The sequence below is a fragment of the Humidesulfovibrio sp. genome (assembly GCF_030689645.1).
Lineage (GTDB): Bacteria > Desulfobacterota > Desulfovibrionia > Desulfovibrionales > Desulfovibrionaceae > Humidesulfovibrio.
The window spans coordinates 86,720-111,503 of sequence record NZ_JAUYFU010000110.1 but is presented as its reverse complement, the minus strand read 5'-3'; the positions used below and the strand labels follow the sequence as shown (position 1 = coordinate 111,503).

The following is a 24,784-nucleotide window of genomic DNA, read 5'->3' as shown; positions in this document are numbered from 1 at the left end:
TGCTCCGATCGGGAGGTAGGATCGGCCGTTCTTGGCTTCTGTAGCCTCCGGTCATTGCTTCTCCTCTGATTCGGAGTCGCCGCCCGGAAGGCCCTGTCCCTTCCTGACCTCCATGCTCTGGTTACGGCTCCCCGTCCTCTCTCCAAGGGAGCGGCCATGCTTGCTCAGCAAGCTGTAAAGGCGCGAAGGACTCAGGCCGGAAATCTGGATGGCACGCCGCAGATCTCCCCCACTGGCGCTGATGAGGTCGTCCACATAGGCCAGTTCAATTCGCTCTTGCTCCTGCTTCTTGTACTCGCCCCAGCTGGTCAGGGGGCCCGCTATCTGCCCCATCCCTTCATGCTTGGGTGGGGGGGGCTGATTGGCTTTACCCACACGGGCACGCAGCATCTGAATGCGCAGTTCCTGGGGCAGATACGCCGACAGGAGCATCTCTTCGTCCGGAGCGCACGCCACCATGGCCTCCAGCACGTGGATCAGTTCGCGCACATTGCCGGGCCACGCGTATTCAATGAAGAAACTCCTAAGCTCATGGGAGAGCGTCTTCGGGCACAGCCTGCTATCCCGGCAGATGCGCTCCAGATGGTGCGCGGCGATGGCTAGTATATCCTCGCCAAGTTCGCGCAGGGGCGGCAATTCCAGCACTGCGGAGCGGATGCGGTAGAAGAGATCCTCGCGGAACGTGCCTGCAGCCACCATTTCGGCAAGGCTTTTGTTGCTGGCGCAGACCAGCCGGAAGTCCAGCCGCAGTTCCCTGGTGTCACCCAGCGGACGAAATGTGTGGGTTTCCAGCAGGCGCAGAAAGCTCTTCTGCAGTTCCAAGGAAAGCTCGCTGATCTCATCCAGAAACAAGGTGCCGCCATCGGCGCGCTGAAGCACGCCGGCCTTATCCGAAACCGCACCAGTGAAAGCGCCCTTGCGGTGCCCAAACAGGTCGCTGCCCACCAGGGCCTCTTGAAGCGAGGCGCAGTCAACCACCACGAAATTTTTGCTCTTGCGTGGGCTGTTGGCATGCACGGCCCGCGCAAAGTTCTCTTTGCCCGTGCCGGTTTCGCCGTGAATGAGCACGTTGGCCGAGCTACGAGCGGCCTTGGCCATCTGCCGAATGCATTCTTGGAGCCGGGGACTTTCGCCCACGATTCCACGTCGCTCCACAGGCTGCGCCGACTGCTTACTCTTCCTGAACTCCACCGCCCGCTTGAAGGAAAGCTGTAGCCCTTCCGGCGAGCCGGTCTTCTGGATGTAATCCCAGGCCCCGCTGCGTATGGCCAGCTCGGCGCCATCAGGATCTCCCAGGCCGGTCATGATGATCAGTTCCGGGGCCGAGGGCAGTTCCTTGATGCCGGGCGCCAGGTCAAGACCGTTGCCGTCGGGCAGGCGAACGTCGAGGAGCACCACGTCGAAATCAATCTCCGACAGCAGCTTCCTCGCCTGTGCCATATCCTGAGCCACGGCAGTCTCAACCTCCGGGCCGGAGAGCATGGATGCGAGCAAGTTCGCGAAGAATTCATCGTCATCGATGATGCAGACTCTGGTCACCAGTTGCCTCACATGTCTCTTTGGTTATGGTGCCGCGCACGACGAGGAATAGTCCTGCTTACCACCATACCCAAGCGCCAGGATTCAGGCAAATCTTCACGATGCATTGACGCCATACCCAAGGCTGCGCAGTTTCACGAGCACCCACCCCATGACAACCTGAAGCCGCTTGTGGGCATGGCTGGCCGCCGCCAACTCGTTTCTTTCCCCTGCGGCGTAAATTTCTCTGGCGTAGCTCTCCAGAGCCTTGATGGGCCATAGGCCCGTCAAGCTGGCCAGGGAATGGGCGGCGTCCATTACCGCGGAGGGGCTCCCGGCCGCCATGGCCTGGTCCAACTCACGCAGCCGCTGTTCTCCTGCCGATAAATACAGTGCTCCCATCTTGGCGGACATGCGGTCCACAGCCTTACTGAAGTCCACCCCCTGACACTCTGTTGGCACAGCGTCTTTTCCCATCATATTCGTGCTCTCCTGCTCCTGATTGGCACCTTTTGGCACACGGGGAGCGTTGGGATAAAATTTTAGCAATGCAAAGGGATGAAAGAGACTTCCCGCGCTAGAATCTTAAAAACGGTGGTCACAGCCAGACCCCCTGGACTTACAGAAGCCTGAGACATGGCCGATGACCATGGTCAGGCCTTATCAAGAAGCCTGCCAATATTTATGCTGGCACAATACACTTAAATTACACACAATAGACTCTGCCCTCTTCTTCTGTCCGCTGAATATTCCTGAAAGGCAGGAGCATCCGCGCAAGACGCTCTGAACATTCAGGACACCAGGTGCACTATTAAACTGGGTGGTCTGAGGCATTGTCATCCTCATTCCGCTTTTGCGGCAAATCAAGAGAGCCTGTGCCCTGATCGGGTGTTTCCTCTGACCCGCCAGGGTCGGCACCAAGCAGGCATCGTCATCCATCACATACTCCAGCAGCATGCTCTGTCGACGCTCTCTGTAAGGGCTTCCACTGCGATGGTGCTGAGCGGAAATTCTGGAACCAGAGCAGCCGGGTGCCACCAGTTCCATCTCGGAGGACACGCTGCCTTGCCTCCCTTCCTGGCCTCGGGCAAAGTTGAAGAGTCGTTATCCTTCTGCCAACCGGAGCTGTGTATGGAAATATCAAAAATCATGGTCCCTATTGATGGTTCGGAGCACTCCAAGCACGCGCTCCTTTATGCTCTAGGACTGGCCCAAGGCCAGAAGGCGACGATCGTCCTTTTGCACTGCTACGGGCGCATCCCCATGCTCATCGGCGGTGAGGGCCGCATACAGTTGACCAAAGAACTGCATGAGGAGAGTGAGAAGCTTATGGAGCCCTTTGCTGCGTCCTAGCGGGAGGCTGGCATGACGCCGGAACTCATTATCTGGGAAGTGCGGCCTGAAAATGTAATCGTGGAGGAAGCCCGAGACAGCGGCTGCGACCTGATCGTCATGGGTTCCCGCAGCCTTTCGGAACTGGAAGGGATCATTTTGGGCAGCGTGGCGCATCGGGTCCTCGCTGCTGCCCATTGCCCGGTGCTTGTCACACGCTAGCGTAGCGCTGATAGTTTCGCCAAGCCGGAAATAGCCTGCCAAGATTATTTCGTACAATGACAGATAGGGCGAGCGCGCAACCAATTCGCTGACCGACAGGAACACTGTCCGGCCCACACTCCTCCTGAATGAGCAGAGCAATCTTGCGCAGTTGCTCCTGTGTTTCAGGAGTATTGTTAGATGGCTCTCAACGACGATGGATAATCAATAATAATCCCTGCACATTGACGGCATGCGCCCGTTGGCAAGGTTCTTGATACCGTTGGAGCGAGCCAGCAACGCCATGGGCTTCGTTGGATCGTGCTCTCTATCTTTTGGGGGCGGGCACGCGAATGTCATCACAAGCGGCTGGGTGTGTGGTTCAACAAGTGTCATTCGGCGGAAAGGCAGTGAACGCACTCATGCGATTAACAATAAGGACACCAGCATGCAGAGCACTCCGGCCCCGGAACCACGCAGCTTGACCGAAAGCGAGATACGCGAGCAGCAGCGCAAGCAGGTCCAGCGCGAAGTCGGAAACATGATCTTCTTTGCTTTTAATTCGTATGAGCTGACCCCGGAAAGCCGAAACATTCTCAGTACCAAGGCCGATTCCCTGAAGAAGTATTCCCTCTTCAACCTAGTCATCGAAGGACACTGCGACGAACGCGGAACCAGCGAATACAACCTGGCCTTGGGTGAGCGTCGCGCCAAGGCTTCCCAGCAGTTCCTGAACCATTTGGGTGTGGCTGGCGAGCGTTTGACTGTCGTGAGTTGTGGCAAAGAGCGCCCCCAGGACACGGGGCACAGCGAGGCGGCTTGGTCCAAGAATCGCCGCGACGAATTCAAGATCCAGAACTAGTCAGAACAGGTTAAAACATGACGACCGCCGTGACCATTGAGGTTGCGGCGGGTCGTCGCAACAAGCACTCCAGCCTGACCATACTTTGCCTGCCTCTGATTTCGAAATTCCCACCTTCTACGACCATCTAAAACTCGCAGCAGTTCTGCGGCGATTGCACTACAAATCCGCACTACAAATGTCCCCAAAAGGTCGTGATTTTGTAGTGCAGTCAGAAAATATACGAATACTTTCAACACCTCTGATGGCATCACTTTGAATGGCATTCAAGAGGCCGTGAGTTCAATTCTCTCCAGCTCCACCACCGATAGAAAAAAGGCTTGCGAATCGCTTCGCAAGCCTTTTTTCTTTGCCGCACGCCTGGGGAACACAACTTTTTCATACGGTCTGAACCAGCGTGTTCAGCTAAACAGGTGCCGTCAGCGCGTCCCAAGCTTCGGCAATAATAAGGCCGCGTTCTTCGTCTCCTTGGCAAGAGACTTGTCGTCGCCCTCGATGATCATCTTGAGGCCCTTTCCAGCTAAACAGGCCGTGACGGACAGCTCCACACGTTTGTCGAGCATCGTCGAGATCCAGAGGTTATGCCATAAGGCAGAGGTGCTTAAACCCACACGTGGCGGAGAGAAGCACCGCCCGCGTCTCGTCCACTTAGGGAATGAAAAACGAACGCCGTTCCGCTATTTCTTTGAAACGTGATTTTGGCCATTGAGAAGCTTGGGCTCACTGCGACCGTCAGCACGCTCCAGAGGCTGATCTGACATACGCAGACCTGGCACGCCGACAATGATCACAGGGGCCCTTGCAACCCCACACAGGTCTCGCCGCAAGGACTACACATCCCCGTGCCAGCGCACCCGGTTGCGCCCCGTCTCCTTGGCCCTATACAGAGCAAGGTCGGCGCGCTTCAGAATATCCTCCGCAGTGTCGCCGCTTCCGGTGGTCGCCGCCAGGCCGATGCTCACGGTATAGCGGATGGGGCCGCTTGCTGTCTCGACGACGGAATCCTGAATGACGATGCGCAAACGTTCCGCAATGACTTTGGCCTCATCCAGGCCGGTCTGGATGAGCATCGCCGCGAACTCCTCTCCGCCCATGCGGCCGATGAAGTCCGTATTGCGTAAGGTGTCGCGCATGAGCGCGCTCATGGCCTTCAGCACCTCGTCGCCCGCGTCGTGCCCCATGGTGTCGTTGACATGCTTGAAGTGGTCAATATCGAGTGCCAGGCCGGTCAGAGGCAGGCCGTAGCGGCCGCTGCGGATGAGCTCATTCTTGACGTGCTCCAGGAAATACCGCCTGTTGCCTATCCCGGTCAGCGGGTCCGTCGTCGCCAGTGAGTCCAGCTCCTGCACCCGGCGCTCCAGTTTGGTCTGAATGGTCTTCAACTCCGTCACATCAGAGACAAGCACAAAGAAGCCATGCACAACGCCGTCGAATATGTTCGGAACATAATGCGACAGCGTGTAGCCGACACTGCCGTCGGCCTTTGGGATGGCCCGCTCGAAATGTTGCGTTTGCCCCCACAGCGCAGCCTGGATGAACATCTCATTCTTTTTGTACAGTTCCTCGCCCAGCAGTTCGCGTATGTGTATGCCCTGCATCTGCTCTTTCGTCTTACCGAACCAGTCGAGGTACGCGTGGTTTGAGTAGACGCACTTCAGCTCATCATTCCAATAGGCGACCAAGCCGGGAATGCTGTCGGTGATGGTGCGCATGAAGCGCTCACTTTCGGCCACGGCCTCGGCGGCCTGGGCTCGCTCCAGCTCAAAGGCCTGCTGCCGCTTCTGGAACAGCATCAGAATGACGCCGAAGGCCACGGCAAACAGCAGAAACAAGCCGCCTTGAAACAGCGTGCCCTTGCGCCAGTCGCTCAGCAGCGCCTCCGGGCTGTGCCCGATGGCCACCACCAGCGCTGCGTTGGTTTTGGCGTCCGGTGGCTGCACGGTCCGCAAGGCCCAGGCGCCCTCGCGTCCCGAGAGAAGCGAAACGCCTTGCAGCACGCTGGCCTCCTGGCCGGTGTCCAGGTGCCTGCGAAAAAGGCTCCCCGGTCGATTCAAATTCGTTCCGGCCAGCCCATTACGCTCTGGAACAATCAAAAACAGGGAGCCGTTTCCGTGGGTTATTGTCGCCTGAACGTCGTGAGCATCAAGCACGGAGCGCAGCATGGAGGCGAAGAATTCCGGGTCCAGGTTCGCGGCCACGACCCCCGCGAAGCGGCCCCCCGGACTCTGGATGATGCGCGACAGCACGATGACATGCTCTCCAAGCACGCTCTGGAAGGGCGGGCTCACGTAGAGCACATCACGGTCGGGCGACTTCAGCGGAACCTGATAGTACGCTCGTTCGCTGAAGTCTCTGCCGAGAAGGTCCCGGCGGTTCGCGGCGCGGCAAATCCCCTTCTCGTCAAGGATGAGCAGCGAGCCCACTCCGGGCATGGCTTGGCTCAGCGTCTCCAGCAGGAGGGCGAAGTCCTTGCCGACGTTGCCCTGCGCCCAGTCGTTGCTCAACAATCCAAGGACCGTATGCAGCGCCACAAGATTGTTGTCCAGAGCCTGCTGCACCACTTGCGTTTGCGACAGGAGCCGCTCCTGTTCCTGTGCTTCGATGCGGCTCCGCTCCGTTTGGCGATTGGCAGCAAGGACGAAACCAAGAAACAGCAGACTGACGCCGAAGATCGCCCACTGGATGAGAGCTGGCCGCGCTATGCGCAATGGTGCCAAGCTCATATCTCAAGGCTCCCACGAGAAAAGTTGACCATAGTCCAGTTACTCATATTTCAAACCTATACCACGTTAGGGCCAGGTTCAACAAATTGTCTCAGCAGCCCACCTCTCGCCATCTACTCATAGAGCAAACACCCAGCTGTCATAATATTCACACTGGACTTGCCGAATCGTCCATAGCAGAATAATATTTAGCTTCCATAGCAGCGGCACTGCGACAAACGGGCTTGGCCCAGCGTCCATAAGACGCACGCTGTCGGCACGGCGGCTTCCAGTGCCGCGACGATGCGGAACAGTGCGCCCATACAACGGGTGAACAGGGAGAGGGATGAACCACAGCTTCCGCACGCTTCTCACGGCAGGGCAAGACACCATTGCCGCGAAGCTGGCCGCCTCGCGCAACCCGCGAGGCATGCTGGCCGCAGCAGCCTTCCTGTTGATTTGTCTTGGGCTCACGCTTCTCGGCTGGCACGCGACGGGGCTGCTGACCGAAAGGCTGGCCAAAGATAAATTCGTTGCACGCTCCACAGAAATCGCGCGCGTCATGGAAGACCGCCTGGGCACCTATGAGATGGCGTTGCGCGGCGGGCAGGCCTTTGTCGGTGCCACAGGAAACATCAGCCGCGGCCAATGGCGCGACTACGTCGCAAAGCTCAACGTGCTCCAGAACTACCCTGGCATCCAGGGCCTGGGGTACAGCGTGGTGGTGCCCGCCGGGCAACGGCAGAAGCACATCGACGACATCCGGCGCGACGGCTTCCCTGAATATTCCATCCGTCCTGCGGGCGAACGCGAGTTCATGACCGCCATCATCTTTCTGGAGCCCTTTGACGCCCGCAACCAGCGCGCCTTCGGCTTCGACATGTTCAGCGAGCCCACGCGCCGGGCGGCCATGGAACGCACGCGCGACACCGGGCAGACCTCTGTCAGCGGAAAAGTCACCCTGGTGCAGGAAACCGGAAAGGACGTGCAGGCAGGATTCCTCATGTACCTGCCAGTGTATGCGCAAGGCAGCCACACCGACACATTGTCGGAACGGCGGGCGGCCATCCGGGGCTTCGTCTACAGCCCTTTCCGCATGAAAGACTTCATGCAGACCCAGCTGGGCGCGAGTCCCCCGGACCTGAGCCTGGAGATTCATGACGGAACGGAGAAGTCCGACAAGACCTTGCTGTACAGAACCGAAGGCCTGCACGGCGCATCACCAGGCCACACCCCGCTCTTCGTCTTCTCCATCAGCAAGGAGTATTACGGCCACACATGGACGCTGAGCTTCTCCTCCCTGCCAGCCCTTGAGGCCACCATCGACCGCACCGCACCCCGTCTTGTCCTCGTGGGCGGGGCCTGCATCAGCCTGCTGTTGTTCTTCATCGCTCTGACGCTTCTGAACACCCGCAGCCGCGCCCTGGCTCTGGCCGACGCCATGACCGCAGACCTGCGGGAAAGCGAGGAGCGCACGCGCGTCCTCCTCGACTCAACAGGCGAACCCATCTACGGCATCGGGCTCAAAGGCGAATGCACCTTCTGCAACACGGCCTGCCTGCGCGAACTGGGGTACGCAACCCCCCAGGATCTGCTGGGCCGCAACATGCACACTCTCATCCACCACACCCGGTCCAACGGCGCCCCGCTCGATGTAAAGGACTGCCACATCTTCCAGGCGTTCATAAGAGGCGAAGGCACCCATTCAGACAACGAGGCTTTCTGGCGCGCCGACAACACCAGCTTCCCCGTCGAATACTGGTCGTACCCGCAACGGCGCGACGGCAAGATCGTAGGCGCGGTGGTGGTGTTCCAGAACATCACCGAACGCAAGCGCGCCGAGGCGGACTCGGCCAAGCTGGCCGGGCTGGTCAACGCCGCCGGGCAGGTGTCCATCATCGCCACAGACCCGCAGGGGCTCATCACCGTGTTCAACCGCGGCGCGGAGAACATGCTCGGTTACAAAGCGTCTGAAATGGTCGGCCTGCACACGCCGGAAATACTCCACCTCAAGGATGAAGTGGTAGAGCACGGCCAGAAGCTTTCCGAGACCATGAAGCGCCCGGTGGAGGGATTCGAGACCTTCGTGGCCCACGCAAGGGAAGGCGGCCACGAAATGCGCCAGTGGACCTACGTGCGCAAGGATGGCCGCCACATTTCCGTGGAGCTTGTGATCACGGCCATCCGCGACAAGGAACAGCGCATCCTCGGATTTCTCGGCATCGCCGTGGACATCTCCACTCGCGTTCAGGCCGAGAAGGCCCTCCGGCAGAGCGAGCAGCGCTTCCGCAACCTGTTGGACCTAAGCCCTGTGGGCATTTTCGAGACTGACGCCGACGGCAACTGCCTGTTCGTCAACAAACGCTGGCAAGAATTCTCGGGCCTGAGCCTGGCCCAGGCCGTGGACCGGGGCTGGCTGAACGCCATCCACCCGGAGGACACCAACGCCGTGTTTTCTGAATGGATAGAGGCGGCAGAGCGCAACCGCGACTTCTCGCTGGAATACCGCTTTCTGAAGCCGGACGGAAAAACAACCTGGCTGACGGGCAACGCCACAGCCTGGCGCGATGACACAGGCGAGGTGCAGGGCTACTTCGGCACGGTCATGGACATCGGCAAGCGCATCCAGGCCGAGAAGGCCCTGCGCGAAAGCAAGGCCAGGCTAAGCGCCGTGCTGGAGACCGCCGTTGACCCCATCCTCACCATCAATCATTTCGGCCACATCCGCACGGCCAACTCCGCCGCGCGCAGCACCTTCGGCTACACCCAGGGAGAGCTTGAGGGGAAAAACGTCAAGATTTTAATGCCCGAGCCCTACCACAGCCAGCACGACGGATTCCTGGCCAGGTACCGCGAGACCAACGATCCGCACATCCTCGGCAAGGGTGGACGCGAGGTGATCGGCAAGCGCAAGGACGGGACCATCATTCCGCTTGAGCTGTCGGTCAGCGAATTCTTCAGCGGAGAGGAACGCATCTTCACCGGCATCCTGCGCGACATTTCTGACCGCGTGCGCGCGCGCGAAGCGCTGGAGAACGCCAACACCCTGCTTATTGAGCGCCAGGCCCGCCTGGACTCGGACATGGAGGCCGCTGGAGAGATCCAGCGCAGCCTGCTGCCCAAGGAAGGCACCTGCTCCCTCGGCATGGAAATGGACTTCCGCTTCATGCCCAGCGCCACCATCGGTGGCGACATCTTCAACGTCGTATGCCTGGGTTCGGAACATTCCGGCCTGTACATGATGGACGTGAGCGGCCACGGCGTGCCCGCCGCCCTGGTCTCGGTCTCCGTGGCGCAAGAGTTCTCGCCCGGACGAGGGCTGCTCATGGACGAAGCCTCCCAGCAGCCCAGGGCCCCCGAGGAAGTGCTGCGGCGCATAGACATGAGCTTCCCGCTGGAACGATTCGACAAGTTCTTCAGCATGTTCTATATGCTGTACGAGATGCAAAGCGGCACCCTTTCGTATTGCAACGCAGGGCACCCAGCGCCCATGCTTCTGCGCGCCGCAGGCGGGATGCAGCTTTTGGAAGATGGCGGCACCCTTGTGGGCCTTGGGCTGGGAGACTCCTATGAACGAGGGCAGGTGCAGATCCAGGAAGGCGACCTCCTGCTCATCTATACCGACGGCGTGAGCGAACTGGAAAGCCCCATGGGTGAGCAGTTCGGCACGGAGCGGCTGGAATCGCTGCTTCAGGAGCTGCACGACCAGTCGCCGGAGGCAGTGCTCCAAACGCTTACAGGCAAGCTTCAGGCCCATGCCGACGGCCGACCGCCGGACGATGACATTTCCCTAGTTTGCGTGCGCTTCAGCAGAATTTGAACAGGAGGGTTTCATGGATTTCCAGAACAAGGTCGAGCAGGGAGTCACGGTGGTCAACATCAACGGCCAGCGCCTTGACGCCTCTGCCGCTCAATTATTCAAAAGCCACATGGTTGATCTCATCCAGCAGGGCGGCACGCTCTTCGTGCTCAACCTTGAGGCCGTGGACTTCATGGACTCCAGCGGGCTGGCCTCGCTCATGTCGAGCATGAAGACCCTTGGCGGACGGGGTGAAATGGCAGTGTGCTGCCTGGGCGAGAAGGTGCGCAAGCTCTTCGCCATCACCCGGCTGGACAGGGGCGTGTTCCGCATCTTCGACACCGAAGCCGAGGCCGTGAGCGCCCTTTCCACGGCGCCAAGGGCGGGCTGACGCCATGGATGGCATTAACCTTACGATAGCCAGCCGCCTGGAACTGGTGCACCTTCTGGGCCTTGCCGTGCGCGGCATCTGTCAGGGGCTGCCCCTGACCGCAGACGAGACGGACGCCCTGGAGCTGGCCGTGTGCGAGGCGGCCAACAACTCCATCAAACACGCCTACAAGGGACGCGCGGATGGAAAGGTCCGGGTGACGATGGCGGTGGACGGAACCGGGCTGGTGATTTGCGTGCAGGACCGGGGCGCGCCCCTGGACGATGCCAAGCAGCTCACAAGGGACTTGGCCGTGGCCCAAACTCTGGAGGATCTGCCGGAGGGCGGCATGGGACTGTTCCTCATCCGCAATGCCGCAGACAGCGTAGGCTACAAGGCGGGAGATCCAGACAACGTGCTCGTCATCCGCAAAGCCTTTCGCAAGGGCTCATAGCACATTGATGTAGAGCAGCACCGAGGTGTTGTAGTTGGACAAGAGCTTGCGCTCCAGCTCCTTCACAGCCTTGAGGAACAGGCCCACGGTTTCGTCGCCCAGAGCCGCGCTGAACATGTCGATGTAGAGCTCCGGGTCCATGGCCCGGCGCAATTCATCAAGATCCAGCCGCTCCAAGGCCAGCGCGCCGTTTTCTTCGGCCTGGCGCAACATGCCCTCCAAAACCTTCAGGTGCGTCTCCACGTTTCGGCGTACCTCATCCATGATGACCTCGCGGAAGAGGAGGTACTCCTCGCGCCCCAGGTCGCACACGCGTGAAAAATAGGCCGAAAGGTGCTTCAGGTAAACCAGTATGCCGCGCTTGAGCAGCACACAGTCCTTGAGCACGCGCGCGAGGATGTGCTCCAGCCCGGTAAAGCCCGCCAGGTCGATGGCGATTTCCTGAGTGGCCATGGACACGAACACCGGATAGAGCGACGGCGCTGCGGCGTCGAGTACTACTCCGACCAGCTGCGCCTCCTGCTCCTCATCCCAGCGCGCCCAGGAAACCAATCCGCTTTGCAGCATCTTGCCGGCCAGTTCGAAGGGCAGGTGCAGGTGCACGCGCTCGCCCTGGCGCAGCAGCTCGCGGGCGGAAAGCCAGCGCGGCAGGCTCAGGCCAACCCCGCCAGGGCTCACGTCCTGCAGCAGGTACTCGAAAGTCTGATAGTCCGCCGCGCGCGACCCCAAAAACGGCAGCACCACAGACTCCACGTCCAGCCGCTTCTCGCGACGCCTTGCCTCGGTCATGGCCGCGCCCCCAGAAGCTTGTCCAGCCAAGCCGGATCGTCGGTGACGTGCGGGCGCACGCCCGGAGCCGGATCATCCTTGGCGTTCTTGCGCAAGGGCCAGTCCTGCTCCTTGTCCACCTCGAACCAGACCACAGCCCACAGCCCCCAGTCCGCAGCCGTCCCGTAGGCCTCAGCAGCCCAGCGGGCCTTGTCGCCCCCGGCAGAGGCCGAAGCCGTTTCGAACACCATCACCGGTTTGGTCGGGGCCAGGGCGCGCAATTCGTCGTGCAGCGGCCTGAAAATCTCCGCAAAGGACCGGAACGAGCTGTCGTAGCCATGCGCCGCCTTGGTGTGCGTGGTGCCCCAGTTGTAGCCGTCCATGCCCAGCACCTGCACGTAGGCGTCGCCAGGATAGTAGGCGCCGGGCTTGTTCCAGGCTGCGACGGGTATGGAGTCCACGTTGGGGCAAAACACAAAGAGCGCGTTGTTCGCTCCCTGGGCGCGGAAGACCTCGACCACGCGGCGGAACAGGGCCTTGTAGAGCTCAGGGCTGTTGGGACCGTATCCGGCCGCATCAGTGCCCCAGTGGTACCGCTCCAGGTTCATCTCATGCGCCAGACGCAGCAACACCGGCAGCCCGTAGCCGCGCACGGCGCGCGCCCAAGCCGCGATATAGGCGTCGTACTCCCCGGACAGAATGCGCTGCGCCGGGATGACGGTCTCCGTGCCGCCCGCGCCGATGCTCATGGGCTCCCAGGTGACGCAAGGCACGGCCCCGGCTGCGCGGATGGCGTTCAGGCTGGCCCCAAGGTCAGCCACGGACGCCTCAACGGATCCGGCAGGATTATCGGGCCACTGGGCGTAAAACTCCACCAACCGGACAGGCAAGCCCGTAGAGGCTCTGGCCGCGTCGATCATGGCCGAAGTGACAGGCTGGCCGTCCAGCGCCACGCCAAAGGCCGGAGTGCTGCGCGCCGCGCGCCCGCCAGGAACGCAGGCTCCCAAAGCCAGGATCCAGAGGGCTCCCAGCAGCAAGGCGCGCCTCATTCCGCCACCTCCGGGAAGTTGAAATGCAATGCGGTGGAGAGAATACAAAAATGGTACAGGCACCAGCTGGAGTTTGCCAGCAGCGCCAGGGCCGGGCCATCACCGTGATACAGGCGCAGCATTCCCCAGGTGAAGCCGCCCAGGCTGGCCAGGGCCAGGGTCAATTGCGGCCACAGCCGGTACATGGGCAGAGAGGTGCTGCCGCCCTTGGGCGTTATGCCGAAGGTGCCGCGCACGCCCAGCAAGGCCAACAGCGAGGCCTTCATGTACACTGGAAAGGTTATGGCCTGAAGCAAAATGCCTTGGGCAAGCTCCCAGAAGCGGTATTTGCGCTGGCTCATGGAGTAAAGAAAGATGGTCACGGTGAGCACGATGTACGGCATGAAGAACAGGAAGTAGAGCTCCGGCCTGGCAAAGTAGCTGGGCGTGTCAGTGAACAGGTACAACAGCGGGCAAATGGCCATGATCACGAAAACCCAGCCCACGAAGTAATGGGTGCCGGAAAGGTAATATTCCCACCACTTGGCTGCCGGAAGCCGCGACGGCCCGCGCAGAAACTCTCGACCAATGGAGCGCAGCAGGCCGACGGTGCCGAGCGCCCAGCGGAACTGCTGCTTGAAGTAGCCGCCCAGATCCTCCGGCCCCATGCCGAAGGCGCAGATTTTATTCAGGTAGGCGCTGCTCCAGCCGTTCATATGAAAGCGCAGGGAGGTGGCGAAATCCTCGGTGACTGATGTCTCGTCAAAACCGCCCACTTCGAGGAGGGCCTGCCGCCGCAGAATAACGTTGGTGCCGCAGCAGAACATGGCGTCCTGCGCGCTCTTGCCCTCGCAGATGTACTCGTAGAACACGGCCTGCTGGAGCCCGGCGGCCTTGGCCACCAGATTTGCCTCGAAGTTGGAATAATACTGCGGTGTCTGGATGAAGGCCAGCTTCGGATACTTCTCCATGAAGGCCACCAGGGGCTCCACAAAGTCAGGCAGAGGGTTCATGTCCGCGTCAAACACGATGACGTACTTCTCCGCGCCCTCCCGTGGACGGTCTTCAAAGACGGAGAGCGTGGCCTCGGGCACGGGCTTGTCCGCAAGATAATCAAGGAAATCGTTTATCATTCCGGCCTTGGCCCCGCGCCAGGGACGCCGGAACAGGTTCACCCCGATGCGTCGGCACAGGTCGTCGATCTGCGCGCGGTACTCGACCATCTGCCTGGGGTCCTCGCCGGGCTTGTCGTAGCGGGTGTCATCCAGAAAAAAGATGTGCTTATTCGGATAAGTGAGGTTGTAGAAACAGGTAAGGGTGTCTTCCAGAACGTCCAGCGGCTCTTTGTACGAGGCCACCACAATGGCCACGGGCGGATAGTCATCAAGGGGCGGCACTGTGTCCCGCGTGATGCGCGGCGCGTCTGCAGCGGCCAGCCCGTGGTAGACGTTGAGGAAGTAGCCGAAGGCATGGAGCATGGTGAAGGCCTCGGCCAGGAGCAGCATGCCGCCTACGGCCATCTCCTGCCAAAGCCTGGCCGACATCATGAACAGCACCGTGCGGGCGATGAGATACATAAAAACGGACAGCATGGCCGCAGTCAGGCTGCTGGCGAAGAGTTTTCTGCCGAGTTTTCCCGCCACGACGCCCCCTAGAATCCCAGGCCCAGGCCGAGCCACAGGCCGTCGGCGTCCCACTGGGGAGACCGGTGGACAAGCCCCTTGGCCTCGACGGTCCAGCGCGTGGCGAACTCGTACTTCCATTCCGCCTCGAAGCGCACCGAGGGGTTGTTTTCAGAGTCGGTTCCCGCGGTGGCGCGGAGGTCGTAATAATGCTGGGGCGCTCCGCAGAACTGCAGGTCCGAGAGGTCGTGCCGCCACTGCAAGGAGAAGGACGCGGCAGTGTAGTCCTGGGGCGTCCAGTAGGGGTGGCGGATGGCGGACAGGAACGCGCCGTTGTAGATTTCCTGGCTCTTATTTTCGGTATTGCGGCGCTCGCCGGAAAGAATGGCCTTCAGTTGGCGCGGGTGGTCGGTGAGGCTGTAGCCGATGGACAGCTTCTGCATGTCGCCCAGGTTGCCGTCGCTGTAATTCTTGCCGCGCAGCTCGGCGGCGATCTCCCAATCCCGCCCCGGGGTGAACAGGAGATCCACGAAGGCGTTGTCCGACTGGCTCTGCTGACGCAGGGCGAAATGGTTGGCCAGCTCTTCCGTGCGCTCGAAGCCAAGGCCCAGGCGCGTCACATCGTCCAGATTGAACTCCAGCCTCGCCCGGCCCGTGTCCACGTTGTTCAGGCTGCCCATGGTGTAGCGTTTGTTGGTCCAGGAGGCCGCGCCGCGCAAGGTGGAGCTGAAAACCCCGTCCCAGGCCAGGGTCTGGCCGAGCGCCTCGTAAGACTGCGTGCCGCGCGGGCTCTCGTACCAGCGGTGCTGGGTCAGGCTGAGGCGGTGGTCATCGGCCAGGCCCGCACTCAATCCCAGGTCCGTGCGCTGCCGCAGAATGCGCGCAAGCTGCCCACGGCCAGCCTCGTGCCAGACGTTCTGCCGCAGCGACACGGCAGGCGCGGTGCGCTGGTCCAGGCGCTCCAGGGCCGCGCCCCCCAACGTGTTCAACGGGTCGATCTCCAGAAGCCTGCTGTAGGCTTGCCGCTCCTGGCTGCACAGACCCAGCGCGCAGGCGGACTGTGCCTTGTCGAACCGCGCTTCCTGGTTGCCGGGCTCAAAGGCCAGCAATTCATCATACACCGGCAGCGACCGGCTGAAGCGCCGGTTGAAAGCGAGATCCTTCGCCTCGGCCTCAAGGCCCGCGCCTTTCTGGATGCGATAGGCCGGAAGCAGGTCCGCCAGGGCCTGGTCCGCAGCCAGGGCGGATTCGGCGGAAAGGCCGGGCTCCCGGCCCAGGCTCAGGCGTTCGTAGCGGCGATATTCGGAGCCCTCGGCCGCGCTGCGCAGCATATTTCTGGCAGTGTCGCGCAACTGGTCGTCCCCGTTGGCTTGCCCGGCCTTGTCCAGCCGCTCGGCCAGACGCTGATCCACGGGCGGAGTGCGCAGGGTGGCGTACGCGGCCAGTGCCTGGGCGCGCTCCTTGGCCCAAAAGCGAACGCGGGCGGCCTCGCGCACGGGCACGGGATCGCTGGCGTCGGCCTTGGCCAGCGCGGCGTAAGCGTCCTGGGCCTCGTCGTAGCGTCTGTCCCAGGAAAGCACACGTGCGCGGGCGAGCAGCACCTTGGAGGAATCGGGGAAAGCTGCGGCCAGGGCGTCCAGCTCGGCCAGAGATTCGGCGTAACGGCGCGAGGCGGCGAGGGTTTCGGCCAGCGCCATGCGCGCGGGGAAATACTGGGCGTCGGCCACGATGGCCGCGCGCAGGCAACGAATCGCCCCGTCGCGCCAGCCCTTTTCGGCGCAGAGCGCGGCCCAGGCCGTCAGCTCCGCCGGGGTGCGCGCGCCCGGAGCCGTCAGGGCGTCCAGTTGCGCAGGGCCAGCGGCCCGGTCGCCCAGGGCAAGAAAAGCGCTCTCCTGATCCTTTGGGTTTGAGACAACTGCCTTGCCGAGCAAGGCCTCGGCCTCGGGCGCCCTGCCCGCCGCCATGAGCAGCCGGGCGCGCAGCGCCGGTTCGGCGTCCGCAGGCAAGCGCGACAGCAGGGCCAAACCATCTTGCGGCCTGCCAAGCTTGCGCTGGGCCTGAACGGCCAGCACAAGGGCCTCGCGGACAGAATCAGCTTCCGCCGAAACGCCTTGCGCCACAAGGGGATGCAGGACTTCCAGCGCCGCGCGCGGATCCTCCTCCTCCAGCTTGAGCCGGGCCAGGGCAAGGCGTGCGGCCCGGTCAGCGCCAGACGCTGCGCCTGGTGCGGCTCCGGTCCGCATGATCCCGCGCAAAACGCCCTCGGCGTCGGCTCCGCGCTGGGCGGCAACGTAGGCCAAGGCCAACGGCAAGTGGGCCTCGGCGTCGCCCTTGGCGGCCTGCTCCCGCCAGATGGTGATGGCGCGTCCAAAGGCTCCCCAGAGATTCATGGCCTGGGCGTATCGCGGCAGCAGCTCTTGCCCGCCGGGCAGGACCAAGGCCTTTTCGTACAGGGAGCGCGCCGCGGAGGCATGGCCCAGGGCCGTCTCCACATCCGCCAGCTCGGCCAGGGCCAGCGGGCTGTCCGGCGCGGCCTTGGCCAGATCCCGGGCCAGGACGGCTGCCCCGATGGCGTCGCCATCGGCCAGGCGCAGGCGCACCAGCAGAAGCGCGACCTCGCGGTCGGCTGGGTTGGACGCTGCAAGCTTTTCCAGCATGGGCCGGGCCTGACGGGTATCGCCGCTCCAGGCCAGGGCCTGGGCCAGCTTGCGCAGCACCGGACGGCCGCCGTCCATCGCCTTCTGGAAATGGCGGGAGGCTTCGGCCATGCGCCCAGCGGCGAAGTAGGCGTCGCCCACCCGCTCCTGGGTCTCCGCCAGGGCAAGAAATTTGGAAGGCAGCATGCCCAGGGCGGCTTCAGCCTCAGGCAGCCTGCCCGTGCGGGCGAGGAGCTCCGCCAAGGCCAGGCGCGCCTCGGCGTCATCCGGCGACTGGCGCAGCTGTTTCTGCAGGATGTCCATGGCCTCGTCGCGGCCCTGATCGGAAAAGGCGAGAAGCCGGGCCAGCTCGCGGCGGGCCTCTGTGTCGGAGATGCGCTCGGAAGGCGCGACGAGACTGCCCGGCGCGGACAAGGCCACTGCCGGCACAAGGACCAGGACGCACAGCGCGGCCCGCGTCAGCGCAAATATGCCGCGCCTATTGCCCAAGGCTTTTCCTCAGCTCGCGGATGGCCTCGTCGTTGCGGCCAGCCCAGGTGAGCACGCGGGCATAGCGGCGGCGGACCTGCTGGTCATCCGGCGCTGCGGCGAGAACCTTCTCGTATTCGACCAGGGATTCGTCCAGGCGCTTGCGCCAGGAAAGGGCGTCGGCCAGCTTCAGGCGCGCCTTCACGTCCGCCGGGCGCATGGCAAGGTAGGCGCGCAACGCCGCGATGGCTTCCTCGTGGCGGCCTGCGGCCAGATGCAGCTCGGCCTGAAGCAGCCTGTCCTCGGCGCTGAGGGATGCGGTCGGGGCCTTGCTGAGTTCGGCTGCGGCCTCGTCCGGCTTGCCGCTCCAGAACAGGGCGCGGGCCAGTCCAGCGCGGGCCTGGGCCAGATCGGGCTTGTCTCGCAGAATCTTCCGGTACTGCTCAGCCGCCTCGGCGTGGCGGCCAGATTCCGTGAGCAGCTTGGCCAGCTCCAGCCGGGCCTGCCAGTCGGAGATGTCGTCGCGCGCGGGCGGCAGGCCTGACCCGGCGGCCTGAATCTGGCTGGGCGCCTGGGCCGCAAGAGGCACGGGCAACGCCAGCAGGAGCATCAGAATGAAAGCTGTGGCGCTGCGGCTGAATTGGCTCACGGCTTGTCTCCCAGCAATGTTTTGTATTCGGCGATGGCGGCATCGGCGTTGCCGGCAGCAGCCATGGCCCGCGCCAGAATTATCCGGGCCGCGCGGGAGTCCGGCCTGCGGGAAAGCAGCGCGCGTGCGGCCTGCTCGGCCTCGGCGTGGCGCCCCATCCAGATGTACGTCTCGGCGCGGTCCGCTCCGGCGGCGGTATCGTCGGGATTCTTCGCCAGCAGGTCCGCATAGAGGGCCAGCGCCTCGTTGAAGCGTCCCTCGCGGCGCAGCAGGTCGCCCAGATGCATGTTTTCCGGCCCGGCCAGGGGGCCCATGGCGCGGCGCTTTTCCAAAATCTCCAGAGCGCCGCCCGCATCGCCATCGGCGTCGAGCAACCCGGCCGCGCGCCCCACCAGGCCGGAATCAACGGGCCTGCCCTTCTCCATCAGCAACAGCGCCAGGTCGCGCGCGACCCGCGCCTCTCCGGCCCGCAGCGCCGCGTCGAGCATCCCGTCAAGTCCGCCGATGGGCACCCGCCCCAGGCGCATGGCCTCGCGGACAGCCTCCAGGGCTTGTTCCACCTTGCCTTGGGCCAGCAGGCGCTCCGACTGCACCACGAGCAACTGCCCCCGCCGCACCTGGGGATATGCCCAGATGCAGACAGCCACAGTTACCACGGCCAAGCCGATGAAAGTCAGGATCTGACGCAGCTTGCCAGCCTGCATTCGCATCGCGCAACCTACCATGGTGGAAAATGCCCACTGCTACGTAACATTGGCTTAACCAAAACCCAAAGCCCCTGTACTGTCAAGCACATCAAGCCAAACTGCCTTCCCAAAGAGCCGAAAATCCATCAACCCGATGTTGGCAGATGCAAATCCTACTCATGCGACGCCGAGACAAGCTTGCGCTGGCACAACAGGTTCGTTCGAGATTCAGCGAAGACCGGGGGCGCTTGCGCCTTGCCAGCTCGGCCTGGTCATGCCCCCAGGCCAAGGCGGCTGCTCCGATGGCATCGCTCGTCTTTCCCGGAGCTTGCGTGCCAGCAGACGGCGTGCGGGCCGTGCGGTTGATTTCCCTGGTGATGCCTGTATACTTTTCCTTGCAACGAATAAAATCGTCATTTTGGAGTGTCTCGTGAAGCGTATGCAGCGCCAATCCCTTCGTCATGCACATTCGGCTGTCGCCGGATATGCCAAGGCCCAGAGGGAGGACCGCGTCCTCTCCTGGAGGACGGGGGCTGTCGTGTAGCGCGTCACAGTGAAACGCCTGCATGAAGGCCCCATCTTTCCGAACGCCGGAAGATGGGGCTTTTTTTCGTCTGCACAAAAGAAGGCCGAAACCGCAGCCAAACCTGAAATCCAGACCGCCATGGGGCTGTGGCCGCATGGCGCGCCTGCCACGCACAAATGGAGAAGGACATGATTGATGTCACATCAAAGGCCATGAACGCGTTGCTTCCGACGGACATTCTGTTCCAGACCTCCTTCTGGGCGCAGGTGAAAGCCCGGCTCGGTCTTCATCCACGGGCATTCGACATTCAAGCTGCCGGTCCGGATAAAGACGTCCTGGTCCTGCTGAAGCCTTTTGGAAAGCACACCATCGCCATTGTGCCACAAGGGCCTGAGTTTGCACCCCCGGAGGAGGATTATGGCACGTTCATTGAAGACTTTTCCATGGCCTTGGCCAAAACCCTTGGCCCTGGTGTGGCCTTCATCCGCTATGACCTGCCCTGGATTTCTCCTTACGCAGGCGAAATGCAACAGGGTGGTTGGGACGGCTTTCCCGAACCACGACTGCGAGAGCTGCGCATGAACATGGGCACCAGGCACTGGAACATCAAAAAAGCGCCGGAGGACATGACCGTGGCCAGCTCCCTCGTCGTAGACCTTGTTGGAAGCGAGGACGCGATGCTCAAGAGGATGAAGCCCAAGACGCGCTACAACATCAGGGTTGCTCTGCGCAAAGGGGTCACTGTGCAGGAGGGCAGCGTCCAAGACCTGCCCGAATTTTACGCCTTATATCAGCAAACAGCGCTGCGCAACGGCTTCAAGTCATGCGGATTGAAGCACTTCACCACCATGTTTCAATGCCTGGTCTGCGCGCCCGGCCATTCGGAACTGCTCTTCCTGCTTGCAAAGCATGGCTCCGACCTCCTTGCCGGGGCCATCGTGGGAATCGCAGGCGAAACGGCAAATTTCCTATACGGGGCCTCGGCCAACATCAAGCGGGACCTGATGGCGCCCAGCCTCATGCACTGGACCGGCATGCTCCAAGCCCACGCAAGGGGCTGCGCCAGATATGAAATGGGAGCGGTGTCACCCAGTGATGACCCGTCCCATCCGTTTTACGGTCTCTACCGTTTCAAAACAGGATTTGGCGGCAGGATCGAATACAGAACAGGGTCCTGGGACTATCCTTTGATTCCAGCCGCATACAGAGAATTGTGCAACGCCGAAAGCGTGTATGCTGCATATGCGCACAGCGATTCGGACCAACAGCAATAAATCCGTGCTGTTCTCGCTCCTGCTTCCAGAGTCCTGTGGGGCTCAGGGGCAAGAGCAGGCGAGTGGTTGTACACGGCTCCGGCTTCTGTTATACGTAATTCCAACCAATGGAGCATGTCTTTTGCCAGCCCAAATTGAACCCTGAGGGGACGCCGTGCCAGCACATAGCCCGCAATGCCTGACTCTCGAGCTGCCGCCCGATGTGGCCTATCTGCCCACCGCAGCCAGCGCGGCAGAAAACGCCGCCCAGGTCTTCGGCCTGGATCGCAACGGGACCCTGAAGCTCTCCCTGGCGGTGGAGGAGTTCTTCGCCTACTTGTGCCGCTTCGCTGGACGCGAGGAGCCCCTGCGGCTGACGTTGAGTCAGGGCGGAACTTTCGTTCGCGTGGCCTTCCGCTTCCGCGCGGGCGATGTGAGCCTGCGTGCGCTCAACTTCGCCGCCCAGGTGGACCTCGCCTCCGGCCCAGACTCCCTGTCGGACCAGGCAGCGGAATTGGGCCTGCTTGTGGCCTCGCGCACCACGGACCGTTGCAGCATGGAGTCCAGCGGCTCCGGGGTGTATGTGCTCACGGCCGAGGTGGACCGCCAGTACCCGGAGGCCGCCCCCCTGTGCACGCCTCAATTTCTCATCCCGCCCATCAGCGTGTCGCGACCGGAGGACGGTCCTCTGGCTAAGGGGCTCTTGCAACATGCCGCGCTGCTGGCCGCAGAACGCTATCCTGTCCGGGCCTGCCCGGCGAGCTTCTTCCGACCGGAGCGCTTCGCCGACATGGTAACCGCCGGCCAGTATCAGGCCCTGCTGGCTCAGGATGCTACGGGCAAACCAGCCGGTCTGCTCTGCTGGCGCGCCTCCGGTCCGAAATCCGTGGTCTTTTCCGGGCCGTACGTGTTCGACGCCGCGCCGGACCGGGTTCTGGCCAAGGAGACCGCGCGCCTGCTTGCGGAACGCTTTCTTTCCGCAGTGGCCCGCACAGAGGCCGTGTGCGCCTTCAGCGAACGGCCCACCTCCGATGTGCCCGAAGGCTGGTTCGAAAGCCTGGGCAGCCTGACCCTGCGTGGAGAAGATGGCGAAGGCGAAAGCCCCCAGGCCGCACTCTTCCGCCACCTGCGGGAGGATGTGGGCGGCGCGGTATGGTGCCACCCGGACCTGACCCCGTTCCTGGAGCGCCAGTACAATCTGCTTGCCTTCAGCCGCGACATTCTCAAGGCGGAGCCCACCCAGACGCATCACACTACCGAGCACTCGCTTCTGGCTACCTCGTTGGACCGCAGGCGCGGCTTGGCTATTCTCAGGCCCCTGCTTGACGGCCAGGACTTCGCAACCAACCTCGCGGCCCACGTGAGCGCCCTTAAGGAGCAAGCGCAGGAAGGGCCGCCGCCGGACATCCTCCTGCATCTGGATCTCTCCGAGCCCTGGCAGGCCGCCCTCTACCCTGCCATACGCGGCTGCGGCTTCGAGCCCCGGCTCATCCTGCCCCACGCGGGCGCCTCCGACCTCCTGGTGTGCCAGCATGTCACTGCCCATAGCTGAGCTGGTGCCGCCGCACATCCGGGCGTTCGAGGCTTATGTGCCCAGCCGGCCCGACGCCGAGCTGATGCGCACGTACAAGGTGGACCACCTGCACCGCCTGAACAACAACGAGAACGCCCTCGGCCCGCCGCCCGCCGCGCGGCGCGTGCTGGAGAGCTTCGAGCCTCCGAGCGCAGCAGCCTACCCCAGCGGCGACTGCTTCTTCCTGCGCCAAACCCTGGGCGAGCGCTTCGGCAAGGACCCGGAGCGTTTCCTGGTGGGCAATGGTTCCTGCGAGGTCATCGCCAGCGTCATCAAGGCCTTCTGCGACAAAGGCGACAACATCATCACCGCAGACAAGACCTTTGCCGTGTACGAATGGGTGGCCGAGTTCTCCGGATTCCAGGCCCGGCTCATCCCCCTGCGCAACCAGGGTTTCGACTCCGAAGCCATGCTGCGCGCCATGAATGGCCGCACCAAGATCCTCTTCGTGTGCAATCCCAACAACCCCACAGGCACATGGTGGAAGCGCGACGAGATGGAGCGGTTCCTGCGCGGAGTGGCTGGCCGCGCCATCGTGGTGCTGGACGAGGCCTACCGCGAGTATGTGGACGATGAGGATTTCCCTGACGGCATGGAGATCATGGAGCGCCACAAGAATGTGGTGGTGTTCCGCACCTTCTCCAAGATGTACGCCCTGGCCGGACTGCGCGTGGGCTACGTGTGCGGCCAGAAGGACGCGGTGGACTACATCCGGCGCACGCACATCGTCTATTCCGTAAACAGCCTGGGCCAACCCGCCGCCGCAGCCGCCCTCCTGGACGACGCGGAGCACATCCGGTCCACGCAGGCCATGGTGGCCGAGGCCAAGGCGCTGCTCCTGCCTGCCTTTGACGAGCTTGGACTCCCCTACGTTTGCGGCGCGGGCAACTTCGCCATGGTGCAAACTCCGGCGTCCGACTCGCTCATCTACCGCCAGCTCATGCGCCGGGGCGTCATGGTGCGCACCATGACCGGCTTCCGCTTCCCCAACTGGATCCGCGTGAGCCTGGTGCAACAGCCGGTGATGCGCGATTTCCTTTCAGCATTTCGGGATGTTGTTGACCTGGTGCGCCAAGGCGGGGCAGCATGAGCCAGGACAAGACCCCGTCAACATTGATGAGCTATGAATTCTGCGCGCTTTGCGTGGTGAGCCTGGTGTGTTTCTGCAATCTAGCAATTTTCTATGGATTCTATAACTACCTTCAGTATCTGAATATTGACCCGCACTGGCGCGGACCGCTGCTGGCGCTGGAGCCGCTGACGGCCCTGGCCCTGCGGCCTTACTTAAGCGGGATTCTGAACCTGGGCAACAGCACCAGGGCCATGCGCTTGGGGTCTGGCTTGGCCATCATGGCCCTGCTCTGCTACCCCTTTGCCGAGAGCGCGCCCAGCATCGCCCTGGTGCGAGTCATCCACGGCGCAGGCTACGTGACCCTGGCCTCCGGGCTCATGGCCGCCTTCACCCACTTTCTCCCGCGCGACCGCGTGGCTCAGGGCTTCGGCCTCTTGTCCCTCACCTCGCTCTTGCCCAGCGCTCTCATGCCGCCTTTTGTGGAGACCGTGACCCCGTTTCTGCCTGCTCCTGGCTGGGCTTACGCCATGGCCGCGCCGCTCATGCTCCCGGCGATCCTGCTGCTGGCCCCCCTGGGCCGTAAGAGCCGCGCCCTGGCCGCAGCCTTGCCCCCGGAAGACACCCGCCGCCCGGCCTGGTCCGAGGTGCTCTCAGGCCTGCGCGAGCCGGGAGTGCTTCCGCTCATCCTGGGGAATTTCTGCCTGACTTCAGGGCACACCATCGTCTATTTCTTTATGAAAAGTTGGAGCTTGACCATCGGCGTGGTGAATCCTGGCCTGTTCTTCACCTTCGCCAACCTCGCTACCATCGCCGTTCGCGTGCTGGGCATGCGCAGCCTGGACACCCTGAACCCCGGCCGCGCCGCAGGTCTAGCGATGATCTTCCTGGCCGGGCTGGTGCCCTGCTTCGGCCTTGCGACGCGCATGGGGCTGGGGAGCGGCGAACACGCGCTGCTTTACATGGCCGGCCTCTACGGCGTGGCCCTGGGACTGGGCATGCCGATGTTCAACGCAGCCATGTACCGCGTGAGCCAGCCGAAGCTGCGCGGAACCAACACCAACCTGCTTCTGGTGGCGCTGGACGCCGGATTCATCTTGGGACCGGTCATCGGAGGGTGGGCGCTGGCCGCAGGGCTGAGCCTGCAAAGCCTGTTCGTGGTCAGCGGCGGCCTGCTGCTGGCTTCTGGCCTGGCTGTGCTGCCCGTGGGGCGGCTCACGCCCGCAGAACCGCGAAAGGTCTAGAGG

Annotated in this window: 18 protein-coding genes and 1 pseudogene; 9 read left to right on the top strand and 10 right to left on the bottom strand. The window is 62.6% G+C overall.

What is annotated here, in order from left to right; translation table 11 throughout:
• Window positions 1-51 precede the first annotated feature (51 nt).
• Both Q8O35_RS14745 and Q8O35_RS14740 read right to left on the bottom strand, forming a co-directional pair.
• Window positions 52-1,539: a sigma-54 dependent transcriptional regulator gene (locus Q8O35_RS14745; protein WP_305574697.1), complete on the bottom strand. Its 1,488-nt coding sequence runs from the start codon at window positions 1,537-1,539 to the stop codon at window positions 52-54.
• A gap of 96 nt (window positions 1,540-1,635) precedes the next feature.
• Window positions 1,636-1,998, bottom strand: a complete 363-nt coding sequence (locus Q8O35_RS14740) for a hypothetical protein (RefSeq protein ID WP_305574695.1) — start codon at window positions 1,996-1,998, stop codon at window positions 1,636-1,638.
• Window positions 1,999-2,511: 513 nt separating this feature from the next.
• On the opposite strand from Q8O35_RS14740, the pseudogene Q8O35_RS14735 reads away from it, so the two are divergent.
• Window positions 2,512-3,072: pseudogene (locus Q8O35_RS14735) on the top strand (universal stress protein).
• A 427-nt stretch (window positions 3,073-3,499) separates the two neighbouring features.
• The gene (gene pal, locus Q8O35_RS14730; RefSeq protein WP_305574693.1) at window positions 3,500-3,913 is read left to right on the top strand and encodes a peptidoglycan-associated lipoprotein Pal; all 414 of its coding nucleotides are present in this window, start codon (window positions 3,500-3,502) and stop codon (window positions 3,911-3,913) included.
• 419 nt (window positions 3,914-4,332) lie between these two features.
• Here pal and Q8O35_RS14725 read toward each other — a convergent pair whose 3' ends face one another.
• Together Q8O35_RS14725 and Q8O35_RS14720 are read right to left on the bottom strand one after the other, a co-directional pair.
• Entirely contained in the window at window positions 4,333-4,476 is a 144-nt protein-coding gene (locus tag Q8O35_RS14725; protein ID WP_305574691.1) for a hypothetical protein, read from the bottom strand.
• Between the two features lie 267 nt (window positions 4,477-4,743).
• Complete coding sequence (locus tag Q8O35_RS14720) at window positions 4,744-6,636, bottom strand: diguanylate cyclase (RefSeq protein ID WP_305574689.1); 1,893 nt, start codon at window positions 6,634-6,636, stop codon at window positions 4,744-4,746.
• A 325-nt stretch (window positions 6,637-6,961) separates the two neighbouring features.
• Here Q8O35_RS14720 and Q8O35_RS14715 point away from each other — a divergent pair, with 325 nt between their 5' ends.
• The 3 genes from Q8O35_RS14715 to Q8O35_RS14705 are packed head-to-tail and all read left to right on the top strand — an operon-like array spanning window position 6,962 to window position 11,238.
• Complete coding sequence (locus Q8O35_RS14715; RefSeq protein WP_305574687.1) at window positions 6,962-10,435, top strand: PAS domain S-box protein; 3,474 nt, start codon at window positions 6,962-6,964, stop codon at window positions 10,433-10,435.
• A 13-nt stretch (window positions 10,436-10,448) separates the two neighbouring features.
• Complete coding sequence (locus Q8O35_RS14710) at window positions 10,449-10,805, top strand: STAS domain-containing protein (RefSeq protein ID WP_305574685.1); 357 nt, start codon at window positions 10,449-10,451, stop codon at window positions 10,803-10,805.
• Window positions 10,806-10,809: 4 nt separating this feature from the next.
• Window positions 10,810-11,238, top strand: coding sequence for an ATP-binding protein (locus Q8O35_RS14705; RefSeq protein WP_305574683.1), 429 nt, complete (start codon window positions 10,810-10,812; stop codon window positions 11,236-11,238).
• On the opposite strand, the gene Q8O35_RS14700 is transcribed toward Q8O35_RS14705, so the two are convergent.
• From Q8O35_RS14700 to Q8O35_RS14675, 6 genes are read right to left on the bottom strand one after another with little or no spacing between them, the layout of a single operon-like run.
• Complete coding sequence (locus tag Q8O35_RS14700; protein ID WP_305574681.1) at window positions 11,233-12,027, bottom strand: PilZ domain-containing protein; 795 nt, start codon at window positions 12,025-12,027, stop codon at window positions 11,233-11,235. The two genes, Q8O35_RS14705 and Q8O35_RS14700, sit on opposite strands and share 6 nt — an antisense overlap.
• Window positions 12,024-13,055 carry a glycoside hydrolase family 26 protein gene (locus Q8O35_RS14695; RefSeq protein ID WP_305574679.1) on the bottom strand — a complete coding sequence of 344 codons (1,032 nt, stop codon included), beginning with the start codon at window positions 13,053-13,055 and terminating at the stop codon, window positions 12,024-12,026. Before Q8O35_RS14695 ends, Q8O35_RS14700 begins: the two co-directional genes overlap by 4 nt.
• A complete protein-coding gene (locus tag Q8O35_RS14690; protein ID WP_305574677.1) occupies window positions 13,052-14,677 on the bottom strand; it encodes a glycosyltransferase family 2 protein in 1,626 nt (541 codons plus the stop codon). The genes Q8O35_RS14695 and Q8O35_RS14690 overlap by 4 nt, the downstream gene beginning before the upstream one ends.
• A gap of 8 nt (window positions 14,678-14,685) precedes the next feature.
• A complete protein-coding gene (locus Q8O35_RS14685) occupies window positions 14,686-17,802 on the bottom strand; it encodes a tetratricopeptide repeat protein (RefSeq protein WP_305574675.1) in 3,117 nt (1,038 codons plus the stop codon).
• A complete protein-coding gene (locus Q8O35_RS14680) occupies window positions 17,792-18,430 on the bottom strand; it encodes a tetratricopeptide repeat protein (RefSeq protein WP_305574672.1) in 639 nt (212 codons plus the stop codon). The genes Q8O35_RS14685 and Q8O35_RS14680 overlap by 11 nt, the downstream gene beginning before the upstream one ends.
• Entirely contained in the window at window positions 18,427-19,134 is a 708-nt protein-coding gene (locus Q8O35_RS14675) for a tetratricopeptide repeat protein (protein ID WP_305574670.1), read from the bottom strand. Before Q8O35_RS14675 ends, Q8O35_RS14680 begins: the two co-directional genes overlap by 4 nt.
• A 696-nt stretch (window positions 19,135-19,830) precedes the next feature.
• Here Q8O35_RS14675 and Q8O35_RS14670 point away from each other — a divergent pair.
• The 4 genes from Q8O35_RS14670 (at window position 19,831) to Q8O35_RS14655 (ending at window position 24,781) form a co-directional block, all read left to right on the top strand.
• Window positions 19,831-20,916: a peptidoglycan bridge formation glycyltransferase FemA/FemB family protein gene (locus Q8O35_RS14670; protein ID WP_305574668.1), complete on the top strand. Its 1,086-nt coding sequence runs from the start codon at window positions 19,831-19,833 to the stop codon at window positions 20,914-20,916.
• A 154-nt stretch (window positions 20,917-21,070) separates the two neighbouring features.
• The gene (locus Q8O35_RS14665) at window positions 21,071-22,447 is read left to right on the top strand and encodes an ATP-binding protein (protein WP_305574666.1); all 1,377 of its coding nucleotides are present in this window, start codon (window positions 21,071-21,073) and stop codon (window positions 22,445-22,447) included.
• On the top strand, window positions 22,428-23,558 hold the full coding sequence (locus tag Q8O35_RS14660) for a histidinol-phosphate transaminase (protein WP_305574664.1): 1,131 nt from the start codon (window positions 22,428-22,430) through the stop codon (window positions 23,556-23,558). The genes Q8O35_RS14665 and Q8O35_RS14660 overlap by 20 nt, the downstream gene beginning before the upstream one ends.
• On the top strand, window positions 23,555-24,781 hold the full coding sequence (locus Q8O35_RS14655) for an MFS transporter (RefSeq protein ID WP_305574662.1): 1,227 nt from the start codon (window positions 23,555-23,557) through the stop codon (window positions 24,779-24,781). The genes Q8O35_RS14660 and Q8O35_RS14655 overlap by 4 nt, the downstream gene beginning before the upstream one ends.
• The last annotated feature ends 3 nt before the right edge of the window (window positions 24,782-24,784 follow it).